General features: G+C 65.2%; 30 protein-coding genes. 13 read left to right on the forward strand and 17 right to left on the reverse strand.

Annotated elements, in window-relative coordinates; translation table 11 throughout:
• Positions 1-11: 11 nt before the first annotated feature.
• Positions 12-944, forward strand: a complete 933-nt coding sequence (locus tag ORS3428_RS24360; protein WP_071100847.1) for a dimethylarginine dimethylaminohydrolase family protein — start codon at positions 12-14, stop codon at positions 942-944.
• Between the two features lie 236 nt (positions 945-1,180).
• Here the strand turns inward: ORS3428_RS24360 and ORS3428_RS24365 are convergent, their stop codons facing one another.
• Positions 1,181-1,360, reverse strand: a complete 180-nt coding sequence (locus tag ORS3428_RS24365) for a hypothetical protein (protein ID WP_071100848.1) — start codon at positions 1,358-1,360, stop codon at positions 1,181-1,183.
• Positions 1,361-1,496: 136 nt separating this feature from the next.
• On the opposite strand from ORS3428_RS24365, the gene ORS3428_RS24370 reads away from it, so the two are divergent.
• The 3 genes from ORS3428_RS24370 to ORS3428_RS24380 all read left to right on the forward strand — a co-directional run bounded on the left by ORS3428_RS24370 (position 1,497) and on the right by ORS3428_RS24380 (position 2,536).
• A complete protein-coding gene (locus tag ORS3428_RS24370) occupies positions 1,497-1,757 on the forward strand; it encodes a hypothetical protein (protein WP_131802944.1) in 261 nt (86 codons plus the stop codon).
• Between the two features lies 1 nt (position 1,758).
• Entirely contained in the window at positions 1,759-2,019 is a 261-nt protein-coding gene (locus ORS3428_RS24375) for a hypothetical protein (RefSeq protein WP_071100850.1), read from the forward strand.
• 85 nt (positions 2,020-2,104) lie between these two features.
• A complete protein-coding gene (locus tag ORS3428_RS24380) occupies positions 2,105-2,536 on the forward strand; it encodes a DUF7832 domain-containing protein (RefSeq protein WP_071100851.1) in 432 nt (143 codons plus the stop codon).
• Between the two features lie 6 nt (positions 2,537-2,542).
• Here the strand turns inward: ORS3428_RS24380 and ORS3428_RS24385 are convergent, their stop codons facing one another.
• The 6 genes from ORS3428_RS24385 to ORS3428_RS24405 form a co-directional block, all read right to left on the reverse strand.
• Entirely contained in the window at positions 2,543-3,247 is a 705-nt protein-coding gene (locus tag ORS3428_RS24385; protein WP_071100874.1) for an SOS response-associated peptidase, read from the reverse strand.
• Positions 3,248-3,349: 102 nt separating this feature from the next.
• Positions 3,350-3,538 (reverse strand): hypothetical protein, encoded by a 189-nt coding sequence (locus ORS3428_RS24390; protein ID WP_172833724.1) that lies wholly within the window; start codon positions 3,536-3,538, stop codon positions 3,350-3,352.
• 607 nt (positions 3,539-4,145) lie between these two features.
• Positions 4,146-4,700 (reverse strand): dihydrofolate reductase family protein, encoded by a 555-nt coding sequence (locus ORS3428_RS24395; RefSeq protein WP_071100853.1) that lies wholly within the window; start codon positions 4,698-4,700, stop codon positions 4,146-4,148.
• A gap of 96 nt (positions 4,701-4,796) precedes the next feature.
• Positions 4,797-4,943 (reverse strand): hypothetical protein, encoded by a 147-nt coding sequence (locus ORS3428_RS33580; RefSeq protein ID WP_172833725.1) that lies wholly within the window; start codon positions 4,941-4,943, stop codon positions 4,797-4,799.
• Between the two features lie 104 nt (positions 4,944-5,047).
• Positions 5,048-5,281 (reverse strand): hypothetical protein, encoded by a 234-nt coding sequence (locus tag ORS3428_RS24400; RefSeq protein ID WP_071100854.1) that lies wholly within the window; start codon positions 5,279-5,281, stop codon positions 5,048-5,050.
• Between the two features lie 97 nt (positions 5,282-5,378).
• Entirely contained in the window at positions 5,379-5,921 is a 543-nt protein-coding gene (locus tag ORS3428_RS24405; RefSeq protein ID WP_071100855.1) for a phosphatase PAP2 family protein, read from the reverse strand.
• A gap of 38 nt (positions 5,922-5,959) precedes the next feature.
• On the opposite strand from ORS3428_RS24405, the gene ORS3428_RS24410 reads away from it, so the two are divergent.
• A complete protein-coding gene (locus tag ORS3428_RS24410) occupies positions 5,960-6,442 on the forward strand; it encodes a DUF2127 domain-containing protein (RefSeq protein WP_071100856.1) in 483 nt (160 codons plus the stop codon).
• A 13-nt stretch (positions 6,443-6,455) separates the two neighbouring features.
• Here ORS3428_RS24410 and ORS3428_RS24415 read toward each other — a convergent pair whose 3' ends face one another.
• The 7 genes from ORS3428_RS24415 to ORS3428_RS24445 form a co-directional block, all read right to left on the reverse strand.
• The gene (locus ORS3428_RS24415) at positions 6,456-7,010 is read right to left on the reverse strand and encodes a cytochrome c (protein WP_071100857.1); all 555 of its coding nucleotides are present in this window, start codon (positions 7,008-7,010) and stop codon (positions 6,456-6,458) included.
• Positions 7,007-7,405: a Cu(I)-responsive transcriptional regulator gene (cueR, locus tag ORS3428_RS24420; RefSeq protein ID WP_071100858.1), complete on the reverse strand. Its 399-nt coding sequence runs from the start codon at positions 7,403-7,405 to the stop codon at positions 7,007-7,009. The genes ORS3428_RS24415 and cueR overlap by 4 nt, the downstream gene beginning before the upstream one ends.
• 10 nt (positions 7,406-7,415) lie before the next feature.
• Positions 7,416-8,861: a multicopper oxidase family protein gene (locus ORS3428_RS24425; protein WP_244508085.1), complete on the reverse strand. Its 1,446-nt coding sequence runs from the start codon at positions 8,859-8,861 to the stop codon at positions 7,416-7,418.
• Between the two features lie 556 nt (positions 8,862-9,417).
• On the reverse strand, positions 9,418-9,621 hold the full coding sequence (locus ORS3428_RS24430) for a hypothetical protein (protein WP_071100859.1): 204 nt from the start codon (positions 9,619-9,621) through the stop codon (positions 9,418-9,420).
• A 100-nt stretch (positions 9,622-9,721) separates the two neighbouring features.
• Positions 9,722-10,162: a DUF411 domain-containing protein gene (locus ORS3428_RS24435; protein WP_071100860.1), complete on the reverse strand. Its 441-nt coding sequence runs from the start codon at positions 10,160-10,162 to the stop codon at positions 9,722-9,724.
• A 36-nt stretch (positions 10,163-10,198) separates the two neighbouring features.
• A complete protein-coding gene (locus tag ORS3428_RS24440; RefSeq protein ID WP_083355277.1) occupies positions 10,199-11,635 on the reverse strand; it encodes a multicopper oxidase family protein in 1,437 nt (478 codons plus the stop codon).
• A gap of 131 nt (positions 11,636-11,766) precedes the next feature.
• Positions 11,767-12,159 carry a hypothetical protein gene (locus ORS3428_RS24445; RefSeq protein WP_071100862.1) on the reverse strand — a complete coding sequence of 131 codons (393 nt, stop codon included), beginning with the start codon at positions 12,157-12,159 and terminating at the stop codon, positions 11,767-11,769.
• Positions 12,160-12,457: 298 nt separating this feature from the next.
• Between ORS3428_RS24445 and ORS3428_RS24450 the strand changes: the two genes are divergently transcribed.
• The 3 genes from ORS3428_RS24450 to ORS3428_RS24460 are packed head-to-tail and all read left to right on the forward strand — an operon-like array spanning position 12,458 to position 15,497.
• Entirely contained in the window at positions 12,458-13,525 is a 1,068-nt protein-coding gene (locus ORS3428_RS24450) for a type III polyketide synthase (protein WP_071100863.1), read from the forward strand.
• A complete protein-coding gene (locus ORS3428_RS24455) occupies positions 13,522-14,244 on the forward strand; it encodes a methyltransferase domain-containing protein (protein ID WP_071100864.1) in 723 nt (240 codons plus the stop codon). The genes ORS3428_RS24450 and ORS3428_RS24455 overlap by 4 nt, the downstream gene beginning before the upstream one ends.
• Positions 14,241-15,497 (forward strand): NAD(P)/FAD-dependent oxidoreductase, encoded by a 1,257-nt coding sequence (locus ORS3428_RS24460; protein ID WP_071100865.1) that lies wholly within the window; start codon positions 14,241-14,243, stop codon positions 15,495-15,497. Before ORS3428_RS24455 ends, ORS3428_RS24460 begins: the two co-directional genes overlap by 4 nt.
• A gap of 6 nt (positions 15,498-15,503) precedes the next feature.
• Here the strand turns inward: ORS3428_RS24460 and ORS3428_RS24465 are convergent, their stop codons facing one another.
• Entirely contained in the window at positions 15,504-16,316 is an 813-nt protein-coding gene (locus tag ORS3428_RS24465) for a class I SAM-dependent methyltransferase (protein ID WP_071100876.1), read from the reverse strand.
• Positions 16,317-16,598: 282 nt separating this feature from the next.
• On the opposite strand from ORS3428_RS24465, the gene ORS3428_RS24470 reads away from it, so the two are divergent.
• The 3 genes from ORS3428_RS24470 (at position 16,599) to ORS3428_RS24480 (ending at position 20,980) form a co-directional block, all read left to right on the forward strand.
• On the forward strand, positions 16,599-17,063 hold the full coding sequence (locus ORS3428_RS24470; RefSeq protein ID WP_071100866.1) for a DUF2231 domain-containing protein: 465 nt from the start codon (positions 16,599-16,601) through the stop codon (positions 17,061-17,063).
• Positions 17,064-17,757: 694 nt separating this feature from the next.
• On the forward strand, positions 17,758-19,329 hold the full coding sequence (locus tag ORS3428_RS24475) for a tlde1 domain-containing protein (protein WP_172833726.1): 1,572 nt from the start codon (positions 17,758-17,760) through the stop codon (positions 19,327-19,329).
• Between the two features lie 409 nt (positions 19,330-19,738).
• On the forward strand, positions 19,739-20,980 hold the full coding sequence (locus ORS3428_RS24480) for a glycosyltransferase (RefSeq protein WP_071100867.1): 1,242 nt from the start codon (positions 19,739-19,741) through the stop codon (positions 20,978-20,980).
• Positions 20,981-20,984: 4 nt separating this feature from the next.
• On the opposite strand, the gene ORS3428_RS24485 is transcribed toward ORS3428_RS24480, so the two are convergent.
• Positions 20,985-21,740, reverse strand: a complete 756-nt coding sequence (locus ORS3428_RS24485) for a bestrophin-like domain (protein ID WP_071100868.1) — start codon at positions 21,738-21,740, stop codon at positions 20,985-20,987.
• A gap of 252 nt (positions 21,741-21,992) precedes the next feature.
• On the opposite strand from ORS3428_RS24485, the gene ORS3428_RS24490 reads away from it, so the two are divergent.
• Together ORS3428_RS24490 and ORS3428_RS24495 are read left to right on the forward strand one after the other, a co-directional pair.
• Entirely contained in the window at positions 21,993-22,778 is a 786-nt protein-coding gene (locus ORS3428_RS24490; protein WP_071100869.1) for a ThuA domain-containing protein, read from the forward strand.
• 118 nt (positions 22,779-22,896) lie between these two features.
• Positions 22,897-23,955 carry a Gfo/Idh/MocA family protein gene (locus ORS3428_RS24495; RefSeq protein WP_071100870.1) on the forward strand — a complete coding sequence of 353 codons (1,059 nt, stop codon included), beginning with the start codon at positions 22,897-22,899 and terminating at the stop codon, positions 23,953-23,955.
• 140 nt (positions 23,956-24,095) lie between these two features.
• Here ORS3428_RS24495 and ORS3428_RS24500 read toward each other — a convergent pair whose 3' ends face one another.
• The gene (locus ORS3428_RS24500; RefSeq protein WP_071100871.1) at positions 24,096-24,818 is read right to left on the reverse strand and encodes a 3-keto-5-aminohexanoate cleavage protein; all 723 of its coding nucleotides are present in this window, start codon (positions 24,816-24,818) and stop codon (positions 24,096-24,098) included.
• Positions 24,819-25,017 lie beyond the last annotated feature (199 nt).

The raw sequence follows: 25,017 nt of genomic DNA on the forward strand, positions 1-25,017 counted from the left end.
AGGAGAATCCCATGACCGTCCATGACCGCATCGTCGCCGAGCCCTTTTCGCTGCAGCGCCGCAATCCCAATGGCGRCACCAACCCGCTGACTGCCTGGGGCTTCGCCAACGAGACCGATGTTCTGACCGACGTGCTGCTCGGCTCGCCCAATTTCCTCAGGCATCTCTCGACCAGCTCGCTGTCCCGAAAACACCTGCGCGAGGCGCCCTGCAACATCCAGATCGCGCAGGCGCAGCACAAGGACCTCGTCGCCGCCTATGAGCATTTCGGCGTCAATATCCATTGGCACGAGCCGACGCCGGAACTCCCCATGCAGGTCTATTCGCGCGACTCCAGCGTCATGACGCCATACGGCGCCTTCATCACCGCCATGGCCAACTGGTGGCGACGCGGCGAGAATTATGCCGCGATCYGCACCTATGAGAAGCTCGGCATCCCGATCTACGACATGGTGACGGCCGGCACCTTCGAGGGCGGCGACTTCAACGTCATCGAGGAAGGCGTGGTGCTGATCGGCTGCGGCGGCGCCCGCACCCAGGAAGAGGGCGCGCGCCAGGTCAAGGACTGGTTCGACAAGGAAGGCTGGGAGACGCGCATCGCCTTCATCGACGAATACTATGTCCACATCGACCTGATGGTGGTGCCGATCGCCGAAAAGCTCACCGCCGTCTGCCTCGCCTGCACCGAGCCCGGCACCGTCGACTGGCTGAAGGGCAAGGGCCACGAGATCATCGACGTGYCCTTCCAGGACACGATGGCGCTCGGCTGCAACTTCATGTCGCTCGGCAAGGACAGGGTGATCGCGCCGACCTCGAGCAAGACGCTGATCGGCCAGTTGAAGGCGCGCGGCTTCGAGGTCGCGGCGGTCGACATGAGCGAGATCTCCAAGACCGGCGGCGGCATCCACTGCATGGCCCAGGCGCTGAAGCGCGTACCTGCGTAGGATTTTCGGCTTCCGCCAATCGCCGAGGTCGCATTCCCTCGCGCCCCCCTCTGGCCTGCCGGCCATCTCCCCCACTTGGGGGAGATCAGCCCGCGCACTGGCTTTCGCCAATGGCCGACGTAGCATGACTGAGCGGGGCGCCGAAGCTGCCAATCTCCCCCCAAGTGGGGGAGATGTCCGGCAGGACAGAGGGGGGCGCCGTAGAGCGCCGACCTATCCCACGTTACCAGGCAAAATCAGAGCCCACCTCTGCGCTGCGCGCCAAGCGCATCGAGCCTTTCCTGCAGATGGCCGTTGAGCACGATCATCTCCTTCAGCGCCTTCACCGCATCGCCCTTGTGCTCGGCGATGAAGCGCTCGGCGATCACCTGGAGCGCCGCTTCCTGGCGACTGTCGAGCCTGACGATGTGATCCATGGCGGTCGCTCCGTGGCTGTCGTGTGGATATGAACAAAAAGGGAACAAAAATGTCAAGGACGAATTGACTCCCGCAGGAATGGGTTCCTATTTTGTCAGCAGGTGGGGCGGTTGCTCGAAATCAGGGAGAGCCGCATTGGGCAGACGGAAGAGCCGTTTTGACAGATTGTTCCAGTCGGACGCGGAGGCGATCATCCGTGACGCGCTGCAACTGCGTCAGACCGTGCTTGAGGCGCAGCTGCACCTCAAGGCCAATGGCGAAATCTATTGGCGGCTCAACGGGTTGGTGGACAGGCTGCACGAAGTGATGGGCGCGGTGGCGGGCAGGGAACCCGATTTCCGCGCCGCCTGGCTCGGCCTGTTGCCGCTGCCCGAGGACTATTGCGACCGGACATGAGATGGCCGGACCCATGGACAGCGTTGGCCGGGCGGCCAAGGCCAACATGCTGCTCATCGTCGAATGCCGCCACTGCTGCCATGTCGGCCGCTTCAAGGCGAACGACGTGGCCAAGGCGGTGGGCTGGAACAAGCCGCTCGAAGCCATCCGCTTCCGCTGCAAGCGCTGCGGCCGCAAGGACACCGAGGTGAAGACGCAGTTCATCCACGAGGACCGTCCGCCCAAGGGCTATATCTGGGTGCTGCAGAAGGCGAGGGGGTGAGGCGGTGGGCAGAGGAGACGAGCACAGTTGTGTTGTGCCCACCGGTCATGAAGGGCATAGCCTGCCAGGAGGTGGGGGCTTCGTTATGAAGTATGATGATGCATCTTGGCATTTCGGAGGAGACTTTCCACGCGAGCTACCGTCCGAAGCTGGTGCCACACATATTGCGATGTTTGTTGCCTGGGCAGCTTTGAACGGATTGGCCGGGGAGATGCATACTGGCGATTTTCCGGCCGAGCTGGAAAGTCTGAGATCGAGACGCCTAACCCCACGACAGTGGTTCCTTGACGTTTGCGACGGCAAGTTCACTGACGATGACTTGAGTGACGACGGCAATTTGTTCGCAGCCAGCTACTACGACGCTCCCGATGGGGATCCTGTCTCGTACATCGCCGACTACAGCTATGCCTTTCCCGACGGGGAATCACTCTATTCCGTTGCGGATGGGTGGGAAACTTACGCGACGATCCAGCCGATACTCGACCGCCGCCACAAGGAATGGTTGCTGGCGCGATAGTTCTTGCTAAAACAACGACCCCTGCGCCGGCGGCTCTGCGGGAAACTTGATCTGCGTCGCCGGCTTCTCGACGATCACCAGCGCGTCGTCCGGCGCCGGCTGCTGCAGCTTCCTCGCCTCCGACCATGGCGCGGTCAGCCACAATTCGGTTTCCTCCTCAGTGGTCAGGATCACAGGCATCGCCTTCTCGTGGATCGGTGCGATCAGCGCGTTGGGTCTGGTGGTCAGGAAGCCATAGAGTTCGTGGTCGCCCGGACCTTCCTTCACCTTGCGCACGCCGTGCCAGGGTGTCCACAGGCCCGCGAAGAAGAACAGCGGCCGGTCCTCGCTCAGCGCGAACCAGAAGTTCTTCTGCACACCGGTTTCGGGATCCTTGTCGCCCGGCTTCGGCGAGGGCTCGGCAAAGCTCGTCACCGGCACCACGCAGCGGTTCTCTACGCCGAGATAGGGCAGCCAGTGGGCATATTGCGGGTTGCGGATGTTGGTGGTGCCGGAATCGGCGTTGCCGCGCATCCGCTCCGGCGGCGTCGGCATGCCCCAGCGCAGCCTGGCGAGCTCGCGGCTGCCGTCGGCAGCATTGCGCACGACCGGCGCCGGCTGGTTGGGATAGATATCGACCGAAGGCTCGAGATTGCCGGAGATGTCGCGCAAGGTCCGCGTCCACTGGCGGATCGCCTCCTGGCTGGTGGTGATGTTGTAAAGATTGCACATCGGCAGCATTCCCCGTGCCCGATTGTTACCCGCAATTTGCGAGAAAGCGCAAACCATCCCGTGGCGGGATGAACCGCGCCGGTCGCTTGGCCGTCGGATTTGTCAGCGCCCGCGCCCGCCGCGCCGCTTTGTCTCCACCGGCTCCGCGGCCGGCGGCTCGCCGGGCAGCCCCAGCCGGAGGCGTTCTTCCTCGGCGAAGGCTTCGGCTTCCTCGTGGATGTCGAACAGCTGATGGGTCAGCCGGCCGCCTTCGACGACCCGCACCAGCCATTGGCCGTTGATGAATTTCACGCGGACACTGTCAGGTTCGCCTACCACCATGTGCAGTTGCAGCTCTCTTGTCCCGAGAATTTGCATCCTTGAACAATAAATACGATTTACCCCCGATGGGTTGCAGCAAGCTTCCGCCGATTTGCCTTTAGTACGAGCACAGTCGCGGGATGCGGGCAGACTTGAAATCGAAAATACAGAATTCCGGCGAGGGCCGCCCGGATTGGATAAGGCCGGGCCTCGAAACCTGGGGTCGACGGTTTCGGCAGAACTCGACTTCGATATGACGAGCGCTCTCTTGCGAAACGATGCGGCAGYGCGTGTCGAAAGCGTCAGAGCGAACCGGAGACAGCACTGAACATCGCTGAAAGGGCGAGGCTAAGGGGGAGAGTGCCAGCGTCCTGGACGCAAGCGACACCGGCGGCCCGGCAGCCTGGGGGGGTGTATTGGGTTCGGCGGCCGGGCCTGACCGGAGTTTGCGAGCCTGCCGGCTGCATCGAACATGCGCTCATGCTCATGCAAGGGCAAGAACGACCTAGGCCCTAGGACCAAAGCAGCGAGGGCGGCGCAAACGGCCGAACCTAATGCATGGCGCCTAAAACTGCGCAGCACACTTTCCCTGGAATGCTCAGGTCGGCGCGTAGCGCAGCAGTGTCACGCCCTGGGAAAGGCGCTCCGCGCCAAGCGGCGTCAGCGCGAACGACAGGCCGGACTGGAAATACGGCTTGCCGCCGCCCAGCACCACCGGATGCATGTAGAGCCGGTATTCGTCGATCAGCCCCGCGCGGGACAGGTGCCCGGCAAGCTCCGCGCCGCCGACGCTGATCTGGCCCTCCGTCTCCGCCTTGAGCGACCTTCCCACCCCCACGGCGTCGCGGTCCACCAGGCGGGCATTGGCGCCGACGGCGCCGAGCGTCGTCGAAAACACGATCTTGGGCGTTTCCCGCCAGGCGAGGGCGAAATCCCGCTCGACCTCGTGGTCGCTGGTCTCCCGGTCGGGACTGTCCCAGAAGCGCATCGTCTCATACATGCGCCGCCCGCAGAGCGCGATCACAGTCCGCCGCATCTCCTCGTTGAAATGCCGGTGCAGTTCTTCCTCAGGGATCGGCAGGTCGATATTCCCGTCGGTCCCGGCAATGTAGCCATCGAGCGACACCAGCATCGAATAGACAATCCTCGCCATCGGCGCCTCCAATCTGCTGGCGCCAAGGATGCATGCACGATTGCGTTTTGCAACCGGTTTGGCGGGAAGCGGTGGGTGCCGAAGGCCGGCCGCGGGTCAGAAGCCGAAGAACTGCTTGCCGACGAGATAGCCCAGCGCCGCGACCGCCAGCGGGAACAGCGCCGGCGTGATCCTGCCGAGCGGCGAGGATTTGGTCTCTCGCGCAGGGGCGAGGGGCTTGGCGTTGCCGAGGTTCTTGGTCATGGGCCGTCACCGGAAATTGTCGCCGGGTGACCCGTAACATTAGGAATCTCTGATTAATTTTCTCACAATGCAATCGATGCAATTTGCAGCGATCGTCGGCAGTCCTAATCCGATTGCTGCGTGCGCTCGGCAAGCGCGAAGGCCTGCAGGTTCCTCGATTTGCCGAGGTCCTGGTCGGCATTGGCGATAATAGCGTGGAAGGCGGCGCGGGCGATGTCCTTCTTCTTGGTGTCGGGATGCACCTTGCGGACGGCCTTGACCAGTTCCTTCGGCGTCATATCGGGGGTGACGAGGCGCATCAGCGTGTCGCCTATGGCCTGCAGTTCGCTGGCATCCATGACCGGAACCCCATGTTGGCTGCATGAACCTGGAATATAGCTTGGCCAGAACGTCACTTTTGTGATGCGCACCGGTCAAAATCGCGGCGGGGTCATCCTAGAGGATCCTCGTCGCGAAGGCATCCAGCCGCGAATTCTCGCGATAGAAAAGCCGCGCCGCCAGGGCGGCCGCGGCCCCGGTGCCGGCGCCGCCGACGACGTCGCCGGCATAATGGATGCCGATATGCAGCCGCGACCAGCAGATCAGCAACGCCATGGCGAGGAGGGCAAGCGTTCGGCGCGGCAGCGCCTGCATGGCGAAGGCGGCGACGATCGCCATGCTCGCCGTCGCATGGTCGGACGGGAAGGACCAGTCGGCGCTGGGGGCGATCAGAAGATGTGTGACGCCGGCGTCGTAAGGTCTGACGCGATGGACGAACAGCAGGATGATCTGGTTGATCGCGAGGCCCAGCAGGAAGGAGAGGCCGGCGGACAGGCAGGCATGGCGCACATGGGCGCGGTCGGTCCTCGACCACCATTGCAGGGCGACCGCCAGCACCATCAGCGGCACGCCGATTTGCGAGACGGCAATCATTGTCCTATCAAGAAACGGACTGACGCCGGCGGCGGCATTGATCCAATGGGTTAAGGCTGCGTCCATGCGATCTGATTTCCCTGGGTTGTTGTGAGGGCTGGGTCTTGAAGCCTGTCGATGAGCGCCGCATCCATCAGCTCTTCGAGATCGGCGTGTGGCTGAAGGGGGCACATGCGCTGATCGAATGCGTCGGCGGCATCCTGCTCTATGTCGTCACCACCGATACCATTGCCTCATGGGTCAATGCCCTTACCCAGGAAGAGTTGATCGAAGACCCGAACGATTTCATAGCTGGCTATCTGTCGCAGATGGCGAGCCACTTCTCCGTCGCGAGCAAAGAGTTCTACGCCTTCTACCTGCTCAGCCATGGCCTGATTAAGCTGCTTTTGGTCATCGGCCTGTTGCGCGGCAAGCTGTGGTCCYATCCGGCCTCGCTCATGGCTCTCGGAGCTTTCATGGTCTACCAGGTCTATCGCTACTCCTACACGCATTCGCCGGGCCTGCTGGCGCTGACCGTGTTCGATGCGGTGGTCATGTGGCTGATCTGGCAGGAGTGGAAAGCGGTGCGTCGCCACATGGCCGGCTGAGCCGACGACAGCCCTACTGCTGCTTTTGCCGGAACCTGGAATGGCAGCTCGTGCAATCCTGCAGGACCAGGTGCAGGATATGTTCCGGCGGCATCCCGGCGGGATCGTCTTGCGCGGCGCCTGGGCGCTTGCCGAGCAGGCTGCCGCCATCCATCGGCAGATCGGCGCCCATCAGCATGTCAGTGGTGATCTCGGCCGGCGCCCTCTCGGCTTTGGCGGCGAGCGCATCGGCGAGCCGGCCGATATGGCCGGCGAGCGCCTCGAAATCGGCCCGGGCCTGGTCGATTTCCGGCTTGGCTCCTGACGGCGGGCCAAGCGTGCCCTCAGGGAATTGGGCAATCAGGGCAGGACCGGTGCGGGCGCTCAGCGTGTTCGCCGCTGCCTTGAAGGCTTCCGGCTGATAGGCGCGCTTGCCATCAAACATTTCTGCGATCGCCTTCGCGGCGGCCGCCATCTCCTTCATCGAGGCCTGGCGCGCCTTGACGAGCGTGTCGGTGCCGCCAGCGGCTGCCGGCAAGGACGCCGAGGCAAACGCCACCAGCGCTGCGGCGAGTGTTCGTCGTTTCAATGCGCCATGCCCTCTCCGGCCAGCTCGTCGATGATCGGGCAGTCCGGCCTGTCGTCGCCCTGGCAGTGCTCGACGAGGTGATTGAGCACGCGGCGCAGGCTGGCGAGCTCGGCGATCTTTCGGTCGATCTCCGCCAGCTTGGCCTCGGCGATCGCCTTGACGTCGGCGCTTTCCCGGTTGCGGTCCTGGTAGAGCGCTAGCAACTGGCGGCATTCGTCGACCGAAAAGCCGAGGCTGCGTGCGCGCTGCAGGAAGCGCAGCTCGTGGATGTCGGTTCCCGAGTAGTTGCGATAGCCGTTGCCGGTGCGGGCAGGGCGCACCAGGCCGATATCCTCGTAATAGCGGATCGTCTTCGAAGGCAGGCCGCTCTGTTCCGATGCGATGCTGATGTTCATGGAAGACCTCCTATACCTGCACGTCGACAATCCCCATCATGCCGAGCTGCTCGTGCTCGAGGATGTGGCAGTGATACATGCGCGCCCCCGGCCGCTCCTGTCGGATGAGCAGCCGCACCGTCTCTCCGCGCGCGACGTTGACCGTGTCCTTCCACGCGAGATAGGGCGGTTTCGCGACCTTGCCGCCGCGCTCGCGCTCTATCACCTGGAACTGCGTGCCGTGGACATGGAACGGATGGTCCATGTCGGCCTTGTTGACGATTTCCCACAGCTCGGTTTCGCCGGCCCTGGCGACGATGTCGACGCGCGCCATGTCGAACGCCTTGCCGTTGATCAGGAAGTCCATCTCCATGCCGTTGGCGTTCATCGCCATGGTCTCGGTGAGGACGAGGCGGCGGCTGACCGTGGGAGCCCCAAGCGGCGCGATCGGCCTCAGCCGCTCGGGCAGGGGCGGCATCGCCTCTCCCGGGGTTTCCGACACATCGACGGTTAGCAGCGTCAGCCCGGCATCCGCCGGCCGGCCGGCGCCCATCCAGCCGCGGTCATAGTCAAGCGTGGTGAGGGTGGCGGCGCCCGGCCGGTCGAAGGCGACGACGACCTCGACGCGCTCGGCCGGGCTGAGCAGGATCTCGTCGGTTGCCACCGGCTTCTCCAGCAGGCCGCCGTCGCTGCCGATCACCGTCATCGCGGCGTTGGCGAAGGCGAGCCTGAGAAAGCGCGCATTGGTGGCGTTGTAGAGCCGCAGGCGCCGCTTCGCGCCCATCGCTACCTTGAGCCGCGGGTTCTTCTGGCCGTTGACCAGCACATGGTCGCCGACGCGGCCATTCATCAGGTCGGCCATGGTGCTGTCGGGCATCGAGCCGTCGGCGGCAAGGCGAAGATCGGTCAACATAAGAACCGTGTCGCCATATTCGACCGGGACGGGATCGTCCTTCGCCTTCACGACGAAGGCGCCGGCAAGGCCGCGATAGACTTGCTCGGCCGTCCGGCCGTGCGGATGCGGGTGATACCAGTAGGAGCCTGCGCTGCCTTCCGGCAGTTCAAAGGCGTAGACGCGGTCGGCACCGGCCGCAACCGGATCCATCGGATTGCCGTCCTGGTCGGCCGGCACCGGAATGCCGTGCCAGTGGATGGTGCTTTGCTCGCGTTCGATCCGGTTGGCGAAGGTGATCTCGACACTATCGCCCTCATAAGCCTGGATCATCGGGCCCGGGCTCATGCCGTTATAGGCGAGGATCGACGTGTCCCGGTCGGCGACAAAACGCGCCGTGGCGGATTGGGCCATCAGCCTCGCCTTGAACAGACCCGGCCGCCGGCCCGCCTCGTTGGCAAGCGGTGGCAATGCCCGCAGTGCCTCACCTTCGGGCAGCGCGGCGGGGCCATGCGTCATGGCGCCCATGTCATGACCCGCATGGCCGCCCATGTCCATGCCCGGCATGTCCGACATGCCGTCCATCTTCATCTGCGCCAGCGCGCGCGAGCTCGACAGGACCGTCGCGAGACCCGCTGCCAGAAAGCCGCGTCGATGYATCCTTTTCTCCTCGATCGTGATTGGGAAGGACGCCGCGAGGCGATCCTTTTGCTCAGCTAAGGCTTCCAGTGGCTGGAAGGTCAAGCGGGATTGAGCACACCAGCGGATGGGTCACCGTGAGCCCTCAAGCGCCTGYGCCTCTCAGCGCATTTCCAAGCATTGCGGCACCTCCAACAGGACCGGACCCGGCGAGCTGATGCTTCCCTCGCGCTTCCCGTTTTGAGGTCGCGGGTGCAGATCGTCATGCCCGAAGGTATTTGAYGAGCGCGGCAATCGCGAGCACGAGCGCAACAATCACCAGCACCCAGACAATTGCCATGCCGCCCATCATCCACATGCTGTTTGAACCGTCCATCATCGCCAATCATCCTTGCGAAGGCGAAGGCAGGCTTTTCGCTGATGCTTATCGTCGAAAAAGGGGAACTAGCTCCTCACGCATTTGCGTCAAGGCGGTCAGGCCCAGCCCGCCGGCCCGCAGCAGTTAGCCATTCCCGCCGCAACCGTCGGACAGGTTCCAGACATCCACGATCTGCAGCGCCTCCATGAGCACTTCGGGATGCGCCAGTATGTAGTCGTGTATCCGCTGGTCGAGCTGGTCCTGGGACATTTCGCCGGCCACTACCGCCGCTTCCCGAGTGACGGGATTGAAAAGGAACCATCCCGCCAGGCGAGCGATGAGCAGCATGCGGAGGGCGCCGCGACAGGGGGGCTGTCTGCCTTGCCATGATGAACATGCGGCTTTACCCTTTCCTCACAGCAAATTTCGCAATCTTTGCCAGCCAGCCTCACTTCGTCGCATAGACGGTCGGCGCCTTGCCGTCCTTGGTGAAGGCATAGATGGTCCAGGTTCCGTCCTTCTCGCCGCCCATGCCGGGCGCGCCGGTCGGCATGCCGGCGAGCGTGATGCCCGCGATGGCCGGCCGTTCAGCCAAGAGCTTCTTGACGATCTCGACAGGCACCAGGCCGTCGACGACATAGCCGTCGACCATCATCGTATGGCAGCCTTCCAGGTCGGCGGGCACGCCGGCGTCGCTGCTGATCTGGGAGAGGTTGTTGACCGGCTTGATGTCGACCTTGAAGCCGTTCTGTTCGAGATAGGCGGCATAGGCCTCGCAGCAGCTGCATTGCGGGTTCTTGTACATCACCGCATTGATTGTCGCGGCGAGTGTCGGCAGCGGCATTGCGATCACGAGGCCGATGGCGGTCAGGGCATAAGTCAGTTTCATGTCATTTCTCCTTTTGAGGGTTGCTAGGCGAAGGGATCAGGTCACCCGGAAGACGGTCATGAGGCCGCTCATCTGGTGGTCGGCGACGTGGCAGTGCAGCATCCAGCGGCYGGGATTGTCGGCGACGAACGCTACCTCGACCCTGTCCTTGGGCTGCATAAGAACCGTGTCCTGCCACTGGCGGTGCGGCACGCTCTCGCCGTTGCGGGAAAGCACCCGGAAGCTGTGGCCGTGGACGTGCATCGGGTGCCACCAGGCCGTCTGATTGCTGAGCGTGAGTACGACGCTCTGTCCCCGCTTGAAGGTGAGGGCGGGTTCCATATGGGCGTCGCCGTCGCCCGTCATCGACATGCCGTTGATCGCCCAGACGGCGCCGCCGTTCATGCCGGGCATCGCCATTCCGCCCATGCCTCCCATGCCCTGCATCATGCCGCCGCCCATCATTCCGCCCTGCAGCGTCAGCTCGTGGCGTTCGGCCGATGTCAGGTCGGGTTCCGGCAGCGGATTGAGCGGCAGCGCGATCGGCGCATCGGCAGGATGAGCGCGCAGCGGCGGCTCCCCGGAATAGCGCAGCTGCGTCAGCGTGTAGGCAAGGCCGTCGTAGAAATCGTCGGTCACCGCATACAGACGTCCCGGCTCGCCCTGCATCTCGAGCACGACGTCGATGCGCATGGCGGGGCCCAGCAGCAGCCGGCCGCCCTCCGGCTCGTGCGGCTCGCAGGGCTGACCGTCGATCGCGATGATCGTCGGACGATGCCCTTCGAAGCCGAGGGCCATCATGCGGGCGAGCGCGCCGTTAACCAGGCGCAGCCGGATCCGCTCGCCGGCCCTCACGGGTTCCGCACCGGAGACGCGGCCGTTTAACGTGACCGTGTTGCCAACCCGACCGGACATCCCCGCATCCATCATGTTGCCGAAGCCGCCGGCGATTTTGGCGTCGCGGGTAAGCCGCCAGTCCGAGAGGAACCAGAGCACGTCGCGGTCGAAGGCGACAGGCTTTGCCTCCTCGACGATCAGCGCGCCGGCAAGGCCGCGGCCGAGCTGCACGAGGCTGTCGGCATGCGGATGGTACCAGAAGGTGCCGGCGTCGGGCGGCGTGAACTCATAGGTGAAACTCGCTCCCGGCGCGATCGGCGGCTGGGTCAGTCCGGGCACRCCGTCCATGGCGTTCGGCAGGCGGATCCCGTGCCAATGGACCGTGGTGTCCTCGGCCAAACCGTTCTCAACGGTGATGCGAACCGGCTGGCCTTGCCGCAGGCGCAGCACCGGACCGGGCACAGTGCCGTTGTATGCCCAGGTCGGGGTAGGCGCGCGATCGGGCCCGGCAAATTGCGCCTGGCTTGGCGCGGCCCTGAGGGTGCGTTGATCGACGGCGGACGCGCGGGCGGATCGCAACGGCAGCGACACAGCGGCTCCCGCCGCCACGGCGAGAAAGCCGCGGCGCGACAGGAAACGATTGGAACCGGAATTCATTTTTCTCTCTGCGATCTCGATCGACGACGGATATTCCGGCATGAGCCGGATTGCCGTGCGCGTCCGCGGCGCGACGGCGCGCGACGCGGACGATCAGACGCCGCATCAGCTGCTGCGCAGCCGATGCGGCGTCAGACGAAATCTGTGGGTCGGGGAGGGGATGGGTCGGGCAGGGAACTTCGCCCGCGCAGCAACGGGGTGGGCAATGCCGATGGCCGCTGCATCCGCGGCACGATCGCCATGACCGGACCCTGCGGCAGAACCGCGAGAACGGGTGCGATGCAATCCGGTAGGCAATGCATCGGCCCGGTATTGCCGTCCGAATCCTTGAGGCACGCCTTGCAGTCACTGTCCATGGCGCCGGCCATCTTGCCCATGCCCTCGGAGGCAGGCCTCGCCATGGTGTGCTCGCCCGCCATCCTGGCCGACATGACGCTGGCCTGCGCGGCCGACAGGCTGAAACCTGCGGTCAAGAAGACCGCGAGGAACACGACCAGGAGGTGTTTTGGCGACAGTCGAGCCATTGCGCTCTCAGGCTGACGCCAAAGTCCCGCTTTTGCAAGTCGCAGGCCCGTGATCCCCCCTGGGCGCCCCCTGGGCRCGGCATCGAGTCTCAGCCGAGGCCACGCTGTTTTGATGCCGATCCTATGCCTGTCCAGCCATGTCCTGGGACGAAATCGGCCTCCAAAACGTTATCGAACAGGCAACGCTCAATGCCCGCGTCCGCGCTGCGCGCCCGAAAGGCGCAGGGCTGCAATGAGCAAAAATCCTCCGACAGCAGCGCCACGGTTCTCCCGTGTCCGACGCCCAAGGAGACGGAATATGYCTGTCAACGCCTACATCAACCGGATCGCGACGGCAGTTCCGGAGCACGAAGTCCACCAGTTCTACCTGCGTTATGCGGCCTCCATGCTGGACGGCGATCGCAGGAGGATATTCGAACGCATGGCCGGCCTGGCCGGCATCGAGCAACGCTTTTCCTGCTTTGCCCCGGCTCGCGATCCCGAAGGGCCGTCAGCCGACCTTGCCGGCGCCTTCAAGCGCGGCGCCTTTCCCGGAACGGCCGCCAGAATGGCGATGTTCGGCGAAGCCGCGCCCATTCTGGCGCAAAAGGCCGTCGACGGACTGCGACTTGGTGATGAGGCATCGCGCATCACTCACCTTATCGTCACCACCTGCACCGGTTTCTCCGCGCCCGGCATCGACCTCGATCTGGTTCGACGTTGCGGCCTGCCGGACGGCGTCGAACGCACGATGATCGGGTTCATGGGCTGCTACGCGGCCRTCAACGGCCTCAAGCTTGCCCGCCACATCGTCCGGTCCGATCCGCAGGCCATGGTCCTGCTGGTCAATATCGAGCTCTGCACGCTGCATCTGCGGGAAACCAGCGAGCTCGAAAAGTTGCTGTCCTTCTGCCTCTGGGGCGATGGTTGCGCCGCGGCACTGGTCACCGCCGAGCCGCCCGGCATCGAGCTCCACTCCTTCCGCTGCGCCGTCGCAGACGAGCAGCGGGAACTGATGACCTGGGATATCCGCAACCACGGCTTCGACATGGTGCTTTCCGGCAAGGTGCCCGCAGCGGTCCAGGAAGCTATCCGCGACAACCGGGACGCCATCCTCGACGGTCGGGCCCCGGAAGCGATCGACCTCTGGGCCGTGCATCCGGGAGGGCGCACCGTTCTCGACGCCGTAGAGAGGGCGCTCGACCTCGCGCCCGCCGCGCTCAAGCCGTCGCGCGAGGTGCTGCGCCAATACGGCAACATGTCGTCGCCGACCATCATGTTCGTGATGGAGAAGATGCTCAAGGCGCCGGGCGGTCTGCTCGGCTGCGGCATGTCGTTCGGACCCGGGCTGACGGCCGAGACCATGCTGTTCAGGACCGTCTCATGAATGCGCTCGCTCAACGCAGCCTTATCCCGGAAGTCCTCGACGAGCTCGGTGCCGACGACCTCCGGGCGCAGCGCTCGCGCCGCGATCTCGCCCGCATCAACGCGCTGATGTTCCAGGCGCCGATCATGGCTTCGCTCCTGCGGAAATTCATCGCCACGCCGCCCGGCCGCATCCTGGAAATCGGCGCCGGCGACGGCACCTTCATGCTCAAGGTGGCCCGGCGCATGGCAAGCGATTGGCAGGACGTGGAGCTGACGATGCTCGACCGCGTCGGTCTCGTCACGCCGTCGCTCGTCGCGGATTTCGCCAGGCTGGGGTGGACGGTCGACACCGTCACCGCCGACGTCTTCGACTGGGCGGAGCAGGCGCAGGGCAGGTCCTTCGACGCGATTACGGTCAACCTGTTCCTGCATCATTTCGACGACGAGGGGTTGCTGCGTCTCTTTACGCTGCTGCGGCGCAAGGCTCCGCTCATCGTGGCGACCGAACCGCTGCGGGCGGGCTTCGCGCTGGCCGCGACCCGCCTTCTTGCTGTGATCGGCGCCAATGACGTGACCCGGCACGACGCCGCCCAGAGCGTGCGCGCCGGCTTCCGCGGCCCGGAGCTTTCCGACCTCTGGAGCGCCGCCGGCGGCAGGCCCTTGGAGGAGCGGCGCGCCGGTCCTTTCTCCCATGTCTTCGTCGGCGCTGCGCAGATGCCGGCCGGAAATACGCCATGAGCCGTGCATCCACGCACGACGCGATCGTCATCGGCGCCGGTCCGGCGGGCTCGTCAGCGGCGCTGGCGCTTGCCCAGCGCGGTTGGGCCGTGGCGATCGTGGAAAAGAGCGCCTTTCCGCGCCGCAAGGTATGCGGCGAATACATCTCGGCAAGCAACCTTGCCCTTCTCGACCGGCTGGAGATCGGCGATGCCTGGCGCGCCGAGGCCGGGCCTGAAATCCGCCGGGTCGGGCTGTTTTCCGGCGACGCCGACATCGAGGCGCCGATGCCGGGCGCGCGATCCGGGCCTGCTGCGAAAGACGGCTTCGGCCGCGCGCTGGGCCGAGACGTGTTGGACACCCTGCTGCTCGATGCGGCTCGCGCGGCCGGCGCCGAGGTTTTCCAACCCTGCCGCGCCGTCGCCATCGCACGCGACGGCGACTGCCAGGTGGTGCAAATCCAGGCAACAAGCGGGAGCTCCGGCGACGCGGAGATGATCCTACGTGCGCCGGTGATCGTCGCCGCGCATGGCTCGTGGGAGCCGGGGCCGCTGCCGAGCCAACTCGAAAAATCCAGCCGTCCCCCGGACCTGCTTGGCTTCAAGGCGCATTTCACCAACTCGTCGCTGCCGCCCGACCTGATGCCGCTGCTGACCTTTCCCGGCGGCTATGGCGGCATGGTGCTTGCCGACCACGGCCGCATGTCCATCTCATGCTGCATCAGGCGCGACATGCTCACCCGGCTGCGCGCCAGCCTGGCCGCCAAGCGCGGCGGCCATGTCTCGGCGGCCGAGGCCGTCGAGCTTCATATCAGGACGACATGCCGGGGCGCGCGGGACGCGCTGGAGGACGCCCGCCGAGACGGTGCGTGGCTCGCCGCCGGCCCGATCCGGCCAGGCATCCGCGCCGGCTATGAATGTGACATCTTCCGCGCCGGCAACATCGCCGGCGAGTCGCATCCGATCATCGCCGAGGGCATCTCGATGGCGCTTCAGTCCGGCTGGCTTCTGGCGCAGGAACTCAGCCAAGCGGCAGAAGGGCAGGCGGGGCGCGAAGCGGCCGGCAGGCGCTACGAGGCGGCCTGGAGAGACTTGTTCTCGACACGGGTCCTTGCCGCCGAAGGCATCGCCCGGCTGGCCCTTGGCCCCGGCGGCGCCGCACTGATGGAGGCGGTCGTTCGCAATTTTCCGCGGGCGCTCACCCTGGGCGCGCGGCTCAGCGGCAAGACGAAACCCGTCCCCGGCTTGGCGGACAGGCGCCTTGCACGAAGTTGAAGCGCTCTAGGCCACAGCCACGATCACATGCGCCTGGATTTTGGCGGCGACCTCGCCGCGGCCATGTCTGTCGGCAATCGCCGATGCGGCATAGTCGGTTGCGGCTTCCAGCTTGGCCGCATCTCTGGCCACGATTTCGTCGCGAAGAGGCGTTCCCTGGCAATAGGCGATTGCTGGAATGCGCGGCGAGGATGCACGGCTTTGTTCGGCTCTCGTGTCGATCGCAACGCGGGAGAAGCCCGCGCTCTCCAGATCGCCGCGGATCATCTCCCTGTCGTGGTAGCCGTGCGGCGTGCGAGCCAGGAAGCGCGGCGGATCCTCCGGAAAGATCTGCGCGAGAGCGTTCGTCACATCATCCGCGAATATGTTCTCCTCGATGCGATCCCATACGCTGAACAAGAAACGTCCGCCGGGCTTCAGCACCCGCTTTGCCTCGCGGTAGGCAGCGGGGCGGTCRGGAAAGAACATCGCGCCGAACTGGCAGCAGACGAGATCGAAGGCCGCATCTTCGAACGGCAGCGCCAGGGCATCCGCCTGGCGCCATTGAATGYGGCCGTCGGGACCTTGTCGCGAGGCAGCGTAGTCGAGCATCGGTTGGTTGAGGTCGGTCACCATGTAGCTCGCGCCGAGGGGCAGCTTCGGCGCCAATGCGCGGGTGACAACCCCGGTGCCCGCAGCGGTTTCCAAAACAGCGCCGGGTGAGAAGGACGCCGCTCGTCGTGCAAGATCGGCGGCGTATGGCTCGAAAATCAACGGCACCATGTGGCGGTCGTAGTTTTCCGGAACCGAGCCGGTAAACACCTTGTCCGTCTCCAGCATCGCCAGCACTCGCGTTCGGTTGGACGCTGGCGAGCCTAGCACATAATTGCTTGTTTCCGATCGTTTTCGGCCGCGGGCGCACAACTGCATATGCCGCTATATCGTGTGTTGCTGCAGCGCCTTTGATGCGCCCGCGCGGGCGTGCTCGGTTATGGAACAATCGCAGGTAACCGGAGTTTGCATATATCCGGCTTTTGCCGCCAAGCCCGTGATTGAGTTGTGCTGTGGCCTGAGGCGGCGCTCGCCACGCCTCCGGGAGGCATTACGATGACCCACCAAACGATGAGCCACAATCCGCACAGCACGGCAAGCATTGCCGGCCATCCTGTCCATGCAATGCTGATACCGTTCCCGATCGCCTTCTTCGTCGCGACCTTCGTTTGCGACCTTGTCTTCTGGCGAACCGGCAATCCGGCCTGGGTCACCGCCTCGCTTTGGCTCCTCGGGGCAGGTCTGGTCATGGCCGCGCTGGCCGCTCTTGCCGGCCTGACAGATATACTGGGCGATGCTCAGATCCGCAGCCTTCGGGACGTATGGCTTCACGCAGGCGGCAACGTCATTGTCGTCCTGATCGAGCTTTACAACTGGTACACGCGATATGCTCATGGCGAGGCAGCGGTAAAACCGGTCGGCCTTGTTCTGTCGCTGATCGTCGTCATCATCCTTCTGTTCACAGGCTGGAAGGGCTGGGGAATGGTCTATCGGTATCATGTGGGCGTCGCCGACGGACCGGACGAGACGCGGTGACCGCAGGACGTTTGCCGGAGCGCACGGAATCGCGCAAAAACAAATAGTTGGAGCCGTTCGGCGATTCAAAGGCTGAACGGCTCCGCGCGCTTTGCAGGCCGCAGGATGCTGGCCCGAGAGCTGGGGTGACGGCCCTGCCGTCGATTTTCGATCCGGCGGCAGGGCGCTTCCTTCTTGCGCCGGAGTTCGCGCGGCGCTTCCCCTCGGGCTGCGATGTCGCACCCTCGCGCGGCAGGCCCTTGCTGCCGTTTTTTGACCTCAATCGGCTTTTAGCTGGCGCCCTACCCGAAAGGGTTAAGCCTTCTCGTTTGCTTGACTCGGCCCGCAAAAACGGGCAGCAAAAGCGGGCGAGGGAGAGCATTTTACCGTGGCGGAGACCATGGAGGGCTCTTTTTCGTATGGACGGTCGTCGTTTCGGCGGCTGGTGGAGGGTTTGGTTAACCATCTTTGTCCATCTTTTGAATCAATCGGCAACAGACGCGTGAAGGTGCAGGGGGCACCAGGCGAGCTGTGATCGTGACGGGTGCCAGGTCCGCAGACCTGYACGCCGATTGAGAGTGGTCGTATGGCGTTTTTGCGTTTGAAGTACCGGGGTGACACTCCAGAGAGGGGTTCAACTTCGAAGAGATCCGGCCAGCGCTGGGTCGTTGTGCCCGCAATCAGCGGGGCGCTCGTTCTATGGTCGGTCGCGACCATGGCTGGCCTTTGTTCGGTGGGCACCTCGCTCACCGCCGCTTCCACTGGTTTGCCGCAGAGCCTGCTTGCGCCGCGCAACATCGCGCTCGCCGACCAGCGCCGCAAGCTTGCCAATACCTGGTCGCCGCGCCTTGCCGCGATCGCCGCCRACAAAACCGGCTCGCTTACCGGCAGATGCGATGCCGGCTGTCTCGGCCTCGCCACCAGATTTGCCTACTCCACCGCAACCTCATCCACCCCGACTCCCTCCAACCCGCCTCCCTTCACTCCGACCTCCTCCACCACAACCCATGACGGCAAGGCAGCGCGCCTGAAGCCGGCCGCGCCGGACACCGTCGCGTTCGAAAAGATCGGCGCCGCGCATGAGAATGCCGTGGTCATGGCCTCCGCGGCGGACGTCGCCGACCGTTTCGACAGCGTCATCAAGCGCGCCGGGCTGTCGCCGCAGAAACTTGCCGAAGCCTTCCGTCGCGCCGAGAATGCGCCTGTCCTGCTTGCGAGCCTGCCGTCGGCGAGCCGCTTCGGCGGTGCGGCCGACAGCGGCCCGATCTTGAGCAGCCCGGCCGAAGCGCGCTTCGGCTCAAACCCGGTCGACGTCCAGCGTGCATCTGAACTGGCGCTCGCGCTGGCCAATGTCATGCCTGACGAGACGGCCGACATTCCGGCCGCGGCCGCGCTCTCGGCGGCGAACGCCGAGGCAGCCGGACAGGCCGGCGCGGACCAGGGCGAAGTGCAGGTCGCCTCGCTGCCGCCGCAGAATGAATTGCCCGACAGCATCGCCGTGCCGGGCTTGAGGCCGCGCACGGCCCTCGACCGCGCGGTCGAAACGCCGGAAAAGAATGCCGCCAGGGCCGTGACGCCAGAGCCGGCCAAGCCGCAGGCAGCCCAGCCGGCGAAGCCCCAGTCTGCAAGGTCGGAGGCTGCCAGGCCGGAGCCGGCGGCGACCAACGCTGCCGAAGCGCCGCGCTCGCCGAGGAGCTCCGACYAGGCCCTACCGGGCGTGCAGGGCTCGAAGCCGCTGGACGCCGAGCCTGCCAAGCGCAGCAAGGCCCAGCCTTCCGAGATGCTCGCTTACGCCAAGCCGGACACGCCCGAGCGCGGCGGCCTCGGCAATGCCTTCAGGAACCTGTTCAACGCGCCTTCGATGGGCAATGGCGTCGCCGTCTACGACATCTCGGCCAAGACCGTCTACATGCCGGACGGCTCGCGGCTGGAGGCGCATTCCGGCCTCGGCTCGATGGTCGACCAGCCGCGTTTCGTCAATCGCAAGAATGTCGGCCCGACGCCGCCCGACACCTACAATCTGTCGCTGCGTGAATCGCGCTTCCACGGCGTCGAGGCGATCCGGCTGACGCCGACCAGCGGCAAGAACAAATATGGCCGCGACGGCTTGCTCGCCCACACCTACATGCTGYGCGGCGGCCGCGCCGAATCCAATGGCTGCGTCGTCTTCAAGGACTACAAGCGCTTCCTCGCCGCCTACAAGAGGGGCAAGGTCACGCGCCTCGTGGTGGTGCCGCGCCTGACCAGGTCGCTCACTCAGGTCGCTCAGGAAGGCCGCGACGGCTGATCCATTTCAGGCCGGCACAACTTTCTTTCGCTTCGGCCGGATCATGTCCTTTGCCGCGGTCAGTGCCGAGCATGATGAGCGCGCTGGCCAGGCCCAGAGACCAGCGGAAGGTGAGCAGCGCCACGACCGACAGGATGGCCGCGAAGCCGATCGGGGTGGAAACGCCTCTTGTCGTGACCGCGCTTGTGGCATGGCCGACGAGTCCGGAGTTTACCTCCAGCGACGGGATTGCGGAGCGCCGGCGGCCTTGCCGGCGGCGGAAACATCGACTTGTGGGATTTGCCGCAGCGCGGCGATACCTTCCCCTCCCAGAATGCATATATGGCGCCCCCCGGACTTGCGGCAAGACCCCCGCCATGTCGTATGAACGCTGCCCTTGGCCTCATCTTTTAGGAAAGGGAATTGCGGAATGCGGATTTTGTTGTCGACCTATGGCTCTCGTGGGGATGTCGAGCCGTTGGCCGCTCTTGGCGCGGGGCTGCAGGCGCTGGGCGTCGAGGTGAGGGTGAGCGCGCCGGGCGACGATGAGTTCGCGGCACTTCTTGCCCGCGCCGGCGTGCCCTTTGCGCCGGCTTTCGCCTCGGTGCGCGAATGGGTGAAGGAGATGATGCGGCGCAKAGCTTCGGCGTCGCCCGAGAGCCGGGCCGAGCTCATCTCCGGCCAGGCGGCCGAGATCGTCGCCAGGCAATACGATGCGCTTTCGTCGGCCGCCGAGGGCTGCGACGCCGTGGTCGCCTGCGGCCTGTTTCCGTCCGCTGCTGCCGCGCGGCTGGTCGCGGAGCAACGGGGCATGCGCTACATCCTCGGCACCTTCTGTCCGATCTGGCTGCCGTCGGCGCACCATGGGCCGTTTGAATATCCAGGCCATCCGCTTCCCGCCGGCGTAACCGACAATCGATTGTTGTGGGACATGGATATCCGGACCAAGAACGCGCTGTTCGGCGGCGCGATCAACAGCCTCCGCGCGTCGCTCGGCCTGGCTGCGTTGGACAATGTCCGCGACTATGTCTTCGGCAATCCCGTGCTGCTTGCCTGCGACCCGGCGCTGGGGCCATGGCTGCCCTCGGACCTGATCGAGGCCGTGCAGACAGGCGCCTGGATCCTGCCGGACGAACGGCCGCTCCCTGAAGGACTGGAAGCGTTCCTCGAAGCCGGGCCGCCGCCGGTCTATGTCGGCTTCGGCTCGATAGCGGTCGCCAAGGGAGCCGCGCGCCCGGCCATAGAGGCGATCCGCGCCAGGGGTCTTCGCACGGTCATCGCGCATGGTTGGGCCGAACTCGGCCTGATCGACGACCGCGACGACTGTTTCGCCGTCGGCGATGTCAACCAGCAGGCGCTGTTTGGCCGCGTGGCCGTAGCCATGCATCACGGCGGCGCCGGCACGACCRTCGCCGCCGCGCGGGCAGGGGCGCCGCAGCTGGTGGTGCCGCAGATCGGCGACCAGCCCTATTGGGCGCGGCGCGTGGCCGAGCTCGGCATAGGCGCCGCGCATGACGGCCCGACGCCGACAGCGCAGTCATTGTCGGCGGCATTGGCAACGGCCCTGGCGCCAGAAACCCGCCTCCGCGCAAGCGAGGTCGCCCGCTCGGTCCGCGCCGATGGAGCGGCGGCGGCGGCGAAGTTTTTGGTCGATATGTTGAGCCGGCCGTGATCTCTCACTGCGTCAGTTCCGCCAGCGCTCTTTGCAGGGGCGCCTGCGAGACCTGGATCGGGCCGGAGAAGGGCGTGTCCATATCCAGGATCAGGTAGACTGCCGCGGCCGCCAGCGCCCCGGAAATGAGGAACGTTGCGACGATGGTTCCGTTGCGTGGCGCCCGGAAGCCGAAGCTGGCGAAGATCAGCATCAGCCAGGCGACAAGCAGCACGATCAGCGGCACCGGGATCGTGCCGTCGGATTGTTCGACCAGCACCCAGCGCTGCTCGATCACCTTCTGAAGCTGCTGCTGCGCGACCTGCAATGTCGCGGCATGCCTCGCTTCGGGTGGGTTCAGCGCCGTCAGCTGGTCGCCGACCTGGTTGAGCAGCAGCTCCGACAGCCGGTTGGCGACCGCCGGCGTCCTCTGCGTGTCCGAGGCAGCGTCCACCAGCCGCTGCAGGTAGGCGGTGAGCGACGCGCGCGCGGCACCGGTCTCCGGTCCGTACTGCCTGAGCGAGCGGTCGAGCAGGATCAGTTCCGTGGCGAAGCTATGGACGTTGTGGTCGATGGTTTCGAACGAGCTCTYGGCCGAGTTGATCATCAGGCCAAGCACCAGCGAGGACATCACCACGAAGAGGTTCGCGGCAAGCCGCACTACGGCGGTGGTGTCTTCCTGGCGGTGATGGGCGGGAAAGCGCTCATAGATCATCAGGCTGACCAGCGCGGCCCCGGCCAGACAAGCAAAGATCGTTACCCCTGCAAGAACTTCGCCCATGGCCAATATTGCGCATGGGAAAAGGAACTTGCCAATTGGTTCAAGAGGCTGAATCAGTTTGGCGGCATAAGGGTCTATGTCTTTGTTTCGGCAGGAAGCTTTCCGGCTGACGTTGGCGTTCCGTCCCGCCAGCGCTTTGGGCTTTATCGACTTGGCGAAGGCGAAGGGCGAAAACCGCTTCCAATACCCGCCGAAGCCTTTATGAATCACCGCCGGGCGGCTCCACCCTCACAATCATTCACGAGGCTATCCATGACAATACGCGCTGTCGTCTGGGGCGAGAACATCCATGAGCGGACCAATGAGGTGGTCGCCGGCATCTATCCCGCAGGGATGCACGCGACCATCGCCAACGCGCTGAACGCCGACGAGGCGATCTCCGCCTCGACCGCGACGCTGGAGYAGCCCGAGCACGGCCTGCCGGAATCCCGCCTCGCAGAGACCGACGTGCTGGTCTGGTGGGGCCACAAGGACCATGGCGCGGTGGCCGACGCGGTGGTCGATCGCGTCGCCCGCCGCGTCTTCGAAGGCATGGGGCTGATCGTGCTCCATTCCGGTCATTTCTCGAAAATCTTCAAGCGGCTGATGGGCACGCCCTGCACGCTGAAATGGCGCGAGGCCGGCGAGCGCGAACGGCTCTGGGTGACGAGCCCCAGCCATCCGATCGCCGAAGGCATCGGCGAGTATTTCGAGCTCGAGAATGAGGAGATGTATGGCGAGCAGTTCGCCGTGCCGGAGCCGCTGGAGACCGTCTTCATCTCCTGGTTCCAAGGCGGCGAGGTGTTCCGTTCCGGGCTCACCTACCGGCGCGGTGCCGGCAATGTTTTCTATTTCCGGCCTGGACACGAAACCTATCCGACCTATCACGACGCCACCGTGCAAAAGGTGCTGCGCAACGCGGTGAAATGGGYGGTGAACCCGCAGGGTAAAAACTCCGCAATCCTCAACGCGCCGAACGTGCCGGTCGAGAAAGCGCTGGAGCCGATCGTCGAGCGGGGCGGCAAGCTCCACAAGCCGGGTGAGGGCGGCTTTCGCTAAAGCAATTTCAGGAAAAGTGCGCAGCGGTTTTCCGTCCGGAATTGCGACAAACAAAACTTAAACGGTTCTTCGTCTCGCATCRCAGAATTTCAACCGAACACTTCGCTCGGAGGAGCAAATGCGGCTTTTGATACTCGGTACCGGCTGGATGGCGCAGGAGCATGCCCGCCGCTTCAGCGCCATCGAGGGCGTAGACATTGTCGGCGCGGTCGATGTCGATCCGGCCCGCGTCGGCGAGTTCGCCGATAACTACAAGATCCCGAAGCGCTTCACCTCGCTGGAGGCGGCGCTCGACTGGAACGAGTTCGACGCGGTCGCCAACGTCACGCCCGACCGCATCCACCACCCGACGACGATGGCGCTGATTGCGGCCGGCAAGCCGGTGCTTTGCGAGAAGCCGCTGGCCGAGAATTTCGGCAAGGCCATCGAGATGGCCAGCGCGGCGGAAGCCGCCGGCATCGTCAACATGGTGAACCTCACCTACCGCAATGTCGCGCCGCTGCAGAAGGCGCGCCAGATGGTGCAGGCGGGCGAGATCGGCACCGTGCGCCATGTCGAGGCCTCCTACCTGCAGAGCTGGCTGGTGTCGAAATTCTGGGGCGACTGGCGCACCGACCCGAAATGGCTGTGGCGGCTGTCGCGCGGCCACGGCTCGAACGGCGTGCTCGGCGATGTCGGCATCCACATCCTCGATTTCGCGAGCTACGGCGCGGCGCTCGATATCGACCACGTGTTCTGCCGGCTGCGCGCTTTCGACAAGGCGCCGGGCAACCGCATCGGCGAATACCAGCTCGACGCCAATGACAGTTTCGCCATGACGCTCGACTTCGCCAACGGCGCTTTCGGCGTGGTGCATGCCAGCCGCTGGGCCACCGGCCATATCAACGAGCTGCGGCTGCGCATCTATGGCGACAGGGGCGCCATCGAGGTTGTGCACAATCGGGAAGGCTCGCTGCTGAAGGCCTGCGTCGGCACCAATATCGAGGATGCCAAATGGGAGGAGCTCGACGCCGGCACGGTGCCCTCCAACTACCAGCGCTTCGTCGATGCGGTGAAGAGCGGCGTGCAGACCGAGCCGAACTTCCGCCACGCCGCTGGCCTGCAGAAGGTGCTGGACCTCGCCGTGGTGTCCGACGACAAGCGCGCTGAGATCAGGGCCCACGCGGACACGCAATAACTCTCTTTCCTCGCCCCCGCGAAGCGGGGGAGAGGTGGCCGCGAAGCGGCCGGAGAGGGGGCCTTCGTAGGGCGCTCCCCCTCTCCGTCTCGGCTTTGCCGAGCCACCTCTCCCCCACTTCGTGGGGGCGAGGAACCAAGTCACGCCCTGCGATAAATCCCCACCGCCGCCTTCACCAGCGCCGCATTCCCGTCCGCCACCGTCCCGTCCGGCAGTTCCTTGCCGTCCTCCAGCCCGACGCGGGTTGAGAAGCGCCGCCCCGCCGCCCGCTCGACGAACGGCCACACCGTCGCGTCCTCGCCATGCAGTAGGACGGAGCGGTGGATGCCTTCGCGCTGCAGCACCGTCTGGATCCCTTCGGCGACCGAGAACGCCTCGTCCAGCTCCTGCTCGGAAATCTCGATCAGCACGCGCAGCACCCGCCTGCCGTGGTCGAGGCTGGCCAGCCGCAGGGCATCGCCGATCGACGCCAGACCTGCCTCGATGCCGACGCTGCGGCTCAGCAAGGCCTCCATCACCTCGGGCGCCGCCGCCTCGCTGAGATTGACCGAGGCATAGTCGGGCAATTCATTCCAGCCGGCGATGGCCTTGAGGGTGCGCCTGTCGTCCTTCTCGATCCAGGCGCCGGTGGAAACGCCGATCAGCGTGCCGGGGCAGGCGCGGCGCAGTGCCAGCACCGTCCGATCCATCGCTTCCGGTGCCAGGCTTTCCTGCCGATCGGCGCCGCGCGCATGGACATGGAGTTCGGCCGCACCTGCGGCGATCGAGGCCGCGCCTTCGCGCGCCATGGCCTGCGCGTCGAGCGGCAGGGCCGGATGGAAATCGGCGGGGCGGGCGCCGTTGATGCAGGCCTGGACGATCATGGCGCCGGCACTTCCTGTTTGCGCAAGTCTAGCGCAGGTCGGGGCCTTCTGACAGGCAGCTTATCAGGCGATTCTGACAGGGCCGCGATCCTTCGCGCCCCCCTCCGCCCTGCCGGGTATCTCCCCCCCACGAGGCAGGGCTATCGCATATGGGTCAGGGCGTGGATTAGATAGTCATCATTCCAGGCGCATTTCTTGA

The organism is Mesorhizobium sp. ORS 3428 (assembly GCF_001854785.1).
In the GTDB taxonomy this organism is placed as follows: domain Bacteria; phylum Pseudomonadota; class Alphaproteobacteria; order Rhizobiales; family Rhizobiaceae; genus Mesorhizobium.

Coding starts and splice junctions, on each gene's coding strand:
- ORS3428_RS24375 (WP_071100850.1), top strand. CDS start 1,759: ATGGCCGGACCCATGGACAGCGTTGGCCGGGCGGCCAAGGCCAACATG.
- ORS3428_RS24380 (WP_071100851.1), top strand. CDS start 2,105: ATGAAGTATGATGATGCATCTTGGCATTTCGGAGGAGACTTTCCACGC.
- ORS3428_RS24405 (WP_071100855.1), bottom strand. CDS start 5,921: ATGGACGCAGCCTTAACCCATTGGATCAATGCCGCCGCCGGCGTCAGT.
- ORS3428_RS24395 (WP_071100853.1), bottom strand. CDS start 4,700: ATGGCGAGGATTGTCTATTCGATGCTGGTGTCGCTCGATGGCTACATT.
- ORS3428_RS24495 (WP_071100870.1), top strand. CDS start 22,897: ATGCGGCTTTTGATACTCGGTACCGGCTGGATGGCGCAGGAGCATGCC.
- ORS3428_RS24365 (WP_071100848.1), bottom strand. CDS start 1,360: ATGGATCACATCGTCAGGCTCGACAGTCGCCAGGAAGCGGCGCTCCAG.
- ORS3428_RS24425 (WP_244508085.1), bottom strand. CDS start 8,861: ATGGACGGCATGTCGGACATGCCGGGCATGGACATGGGCGGCCATGCG.
- ORS3428_RS24460 (WP_071100865.1), top strand. CDS start 14,241: ATGAGCCGTGCATCCACGCACGACGCGATCGTCATCGGCGCCGGTCCG.
- ORS3428_RS24470 (WP_071100866.1), top strand. CDS start 16,599: ATGAGCCACAATCCGCACAGCACGGCAAGCATTGCCGGCCATCCTGTC.
- ORS3428_RS24455 (WP_071100864.1), top strand. CDS start 13,522: ATGAATGCGCTCGCTCAACGCAGCCTTATCCCGGAAGTCCTCGACGAG.
- ORS3428_RS24430 (WP_071100859.1), bottom strand. CDS start 9,621: ATGCTGCTCATCGCTCGCCTGGCGGGATGGTTCCTTTTCAATCCCGTC.
- cueR (WP_071100858.1), bottom strand. CDS start 7,405: ATGAACATCAGCATCGCATCGGAACAGAGCGGCCTGCCTTCGAAGACG.
- ORS3428_RS24385 (WP_071100874.1), bottom strand. CDS start 3,247: ATGTGCAATCTTTACAACATCACCACCAGCCAGGAGGCGATCCGCCAG.
- ORS3428_RS24435 (WP_071100860.1), bottom strand. CDS start 10,162: ATGAAACTGACTTATGCCCTGACCGCCATCGGCCTCGTGATCGCAATG.
- ORS3428_RS24400 (WP_071100854.1), bottom strand. CDS start 5,281: ATGGATGCCAGCGAACTGCAGGCCATAGGCGACACGCTGATGCGCCTC.
- ORS3428_RS33580 (WP_172833725.1), bottom strand. CDS start 4,943: ATGACCAAGAACCTCGGCAACGCCAAGCCCCTCGCCCCTGCGCGAGAG.
- ORS3428_RS24445 (WP_071100862.1), bottom strand. CDS start 12,159: ATGGCTCGACTGTCGCCAAAACACCTCCTGGTCGTGTTCCTCGCGGTC.
- ORS3428_RS24500 (WP_071100871.1), bottom strand. CDS start 24,818: ATGATCGTCCAGGCCTGCATCAACGGCGCCCGCCCCGCCGATTTCCAT.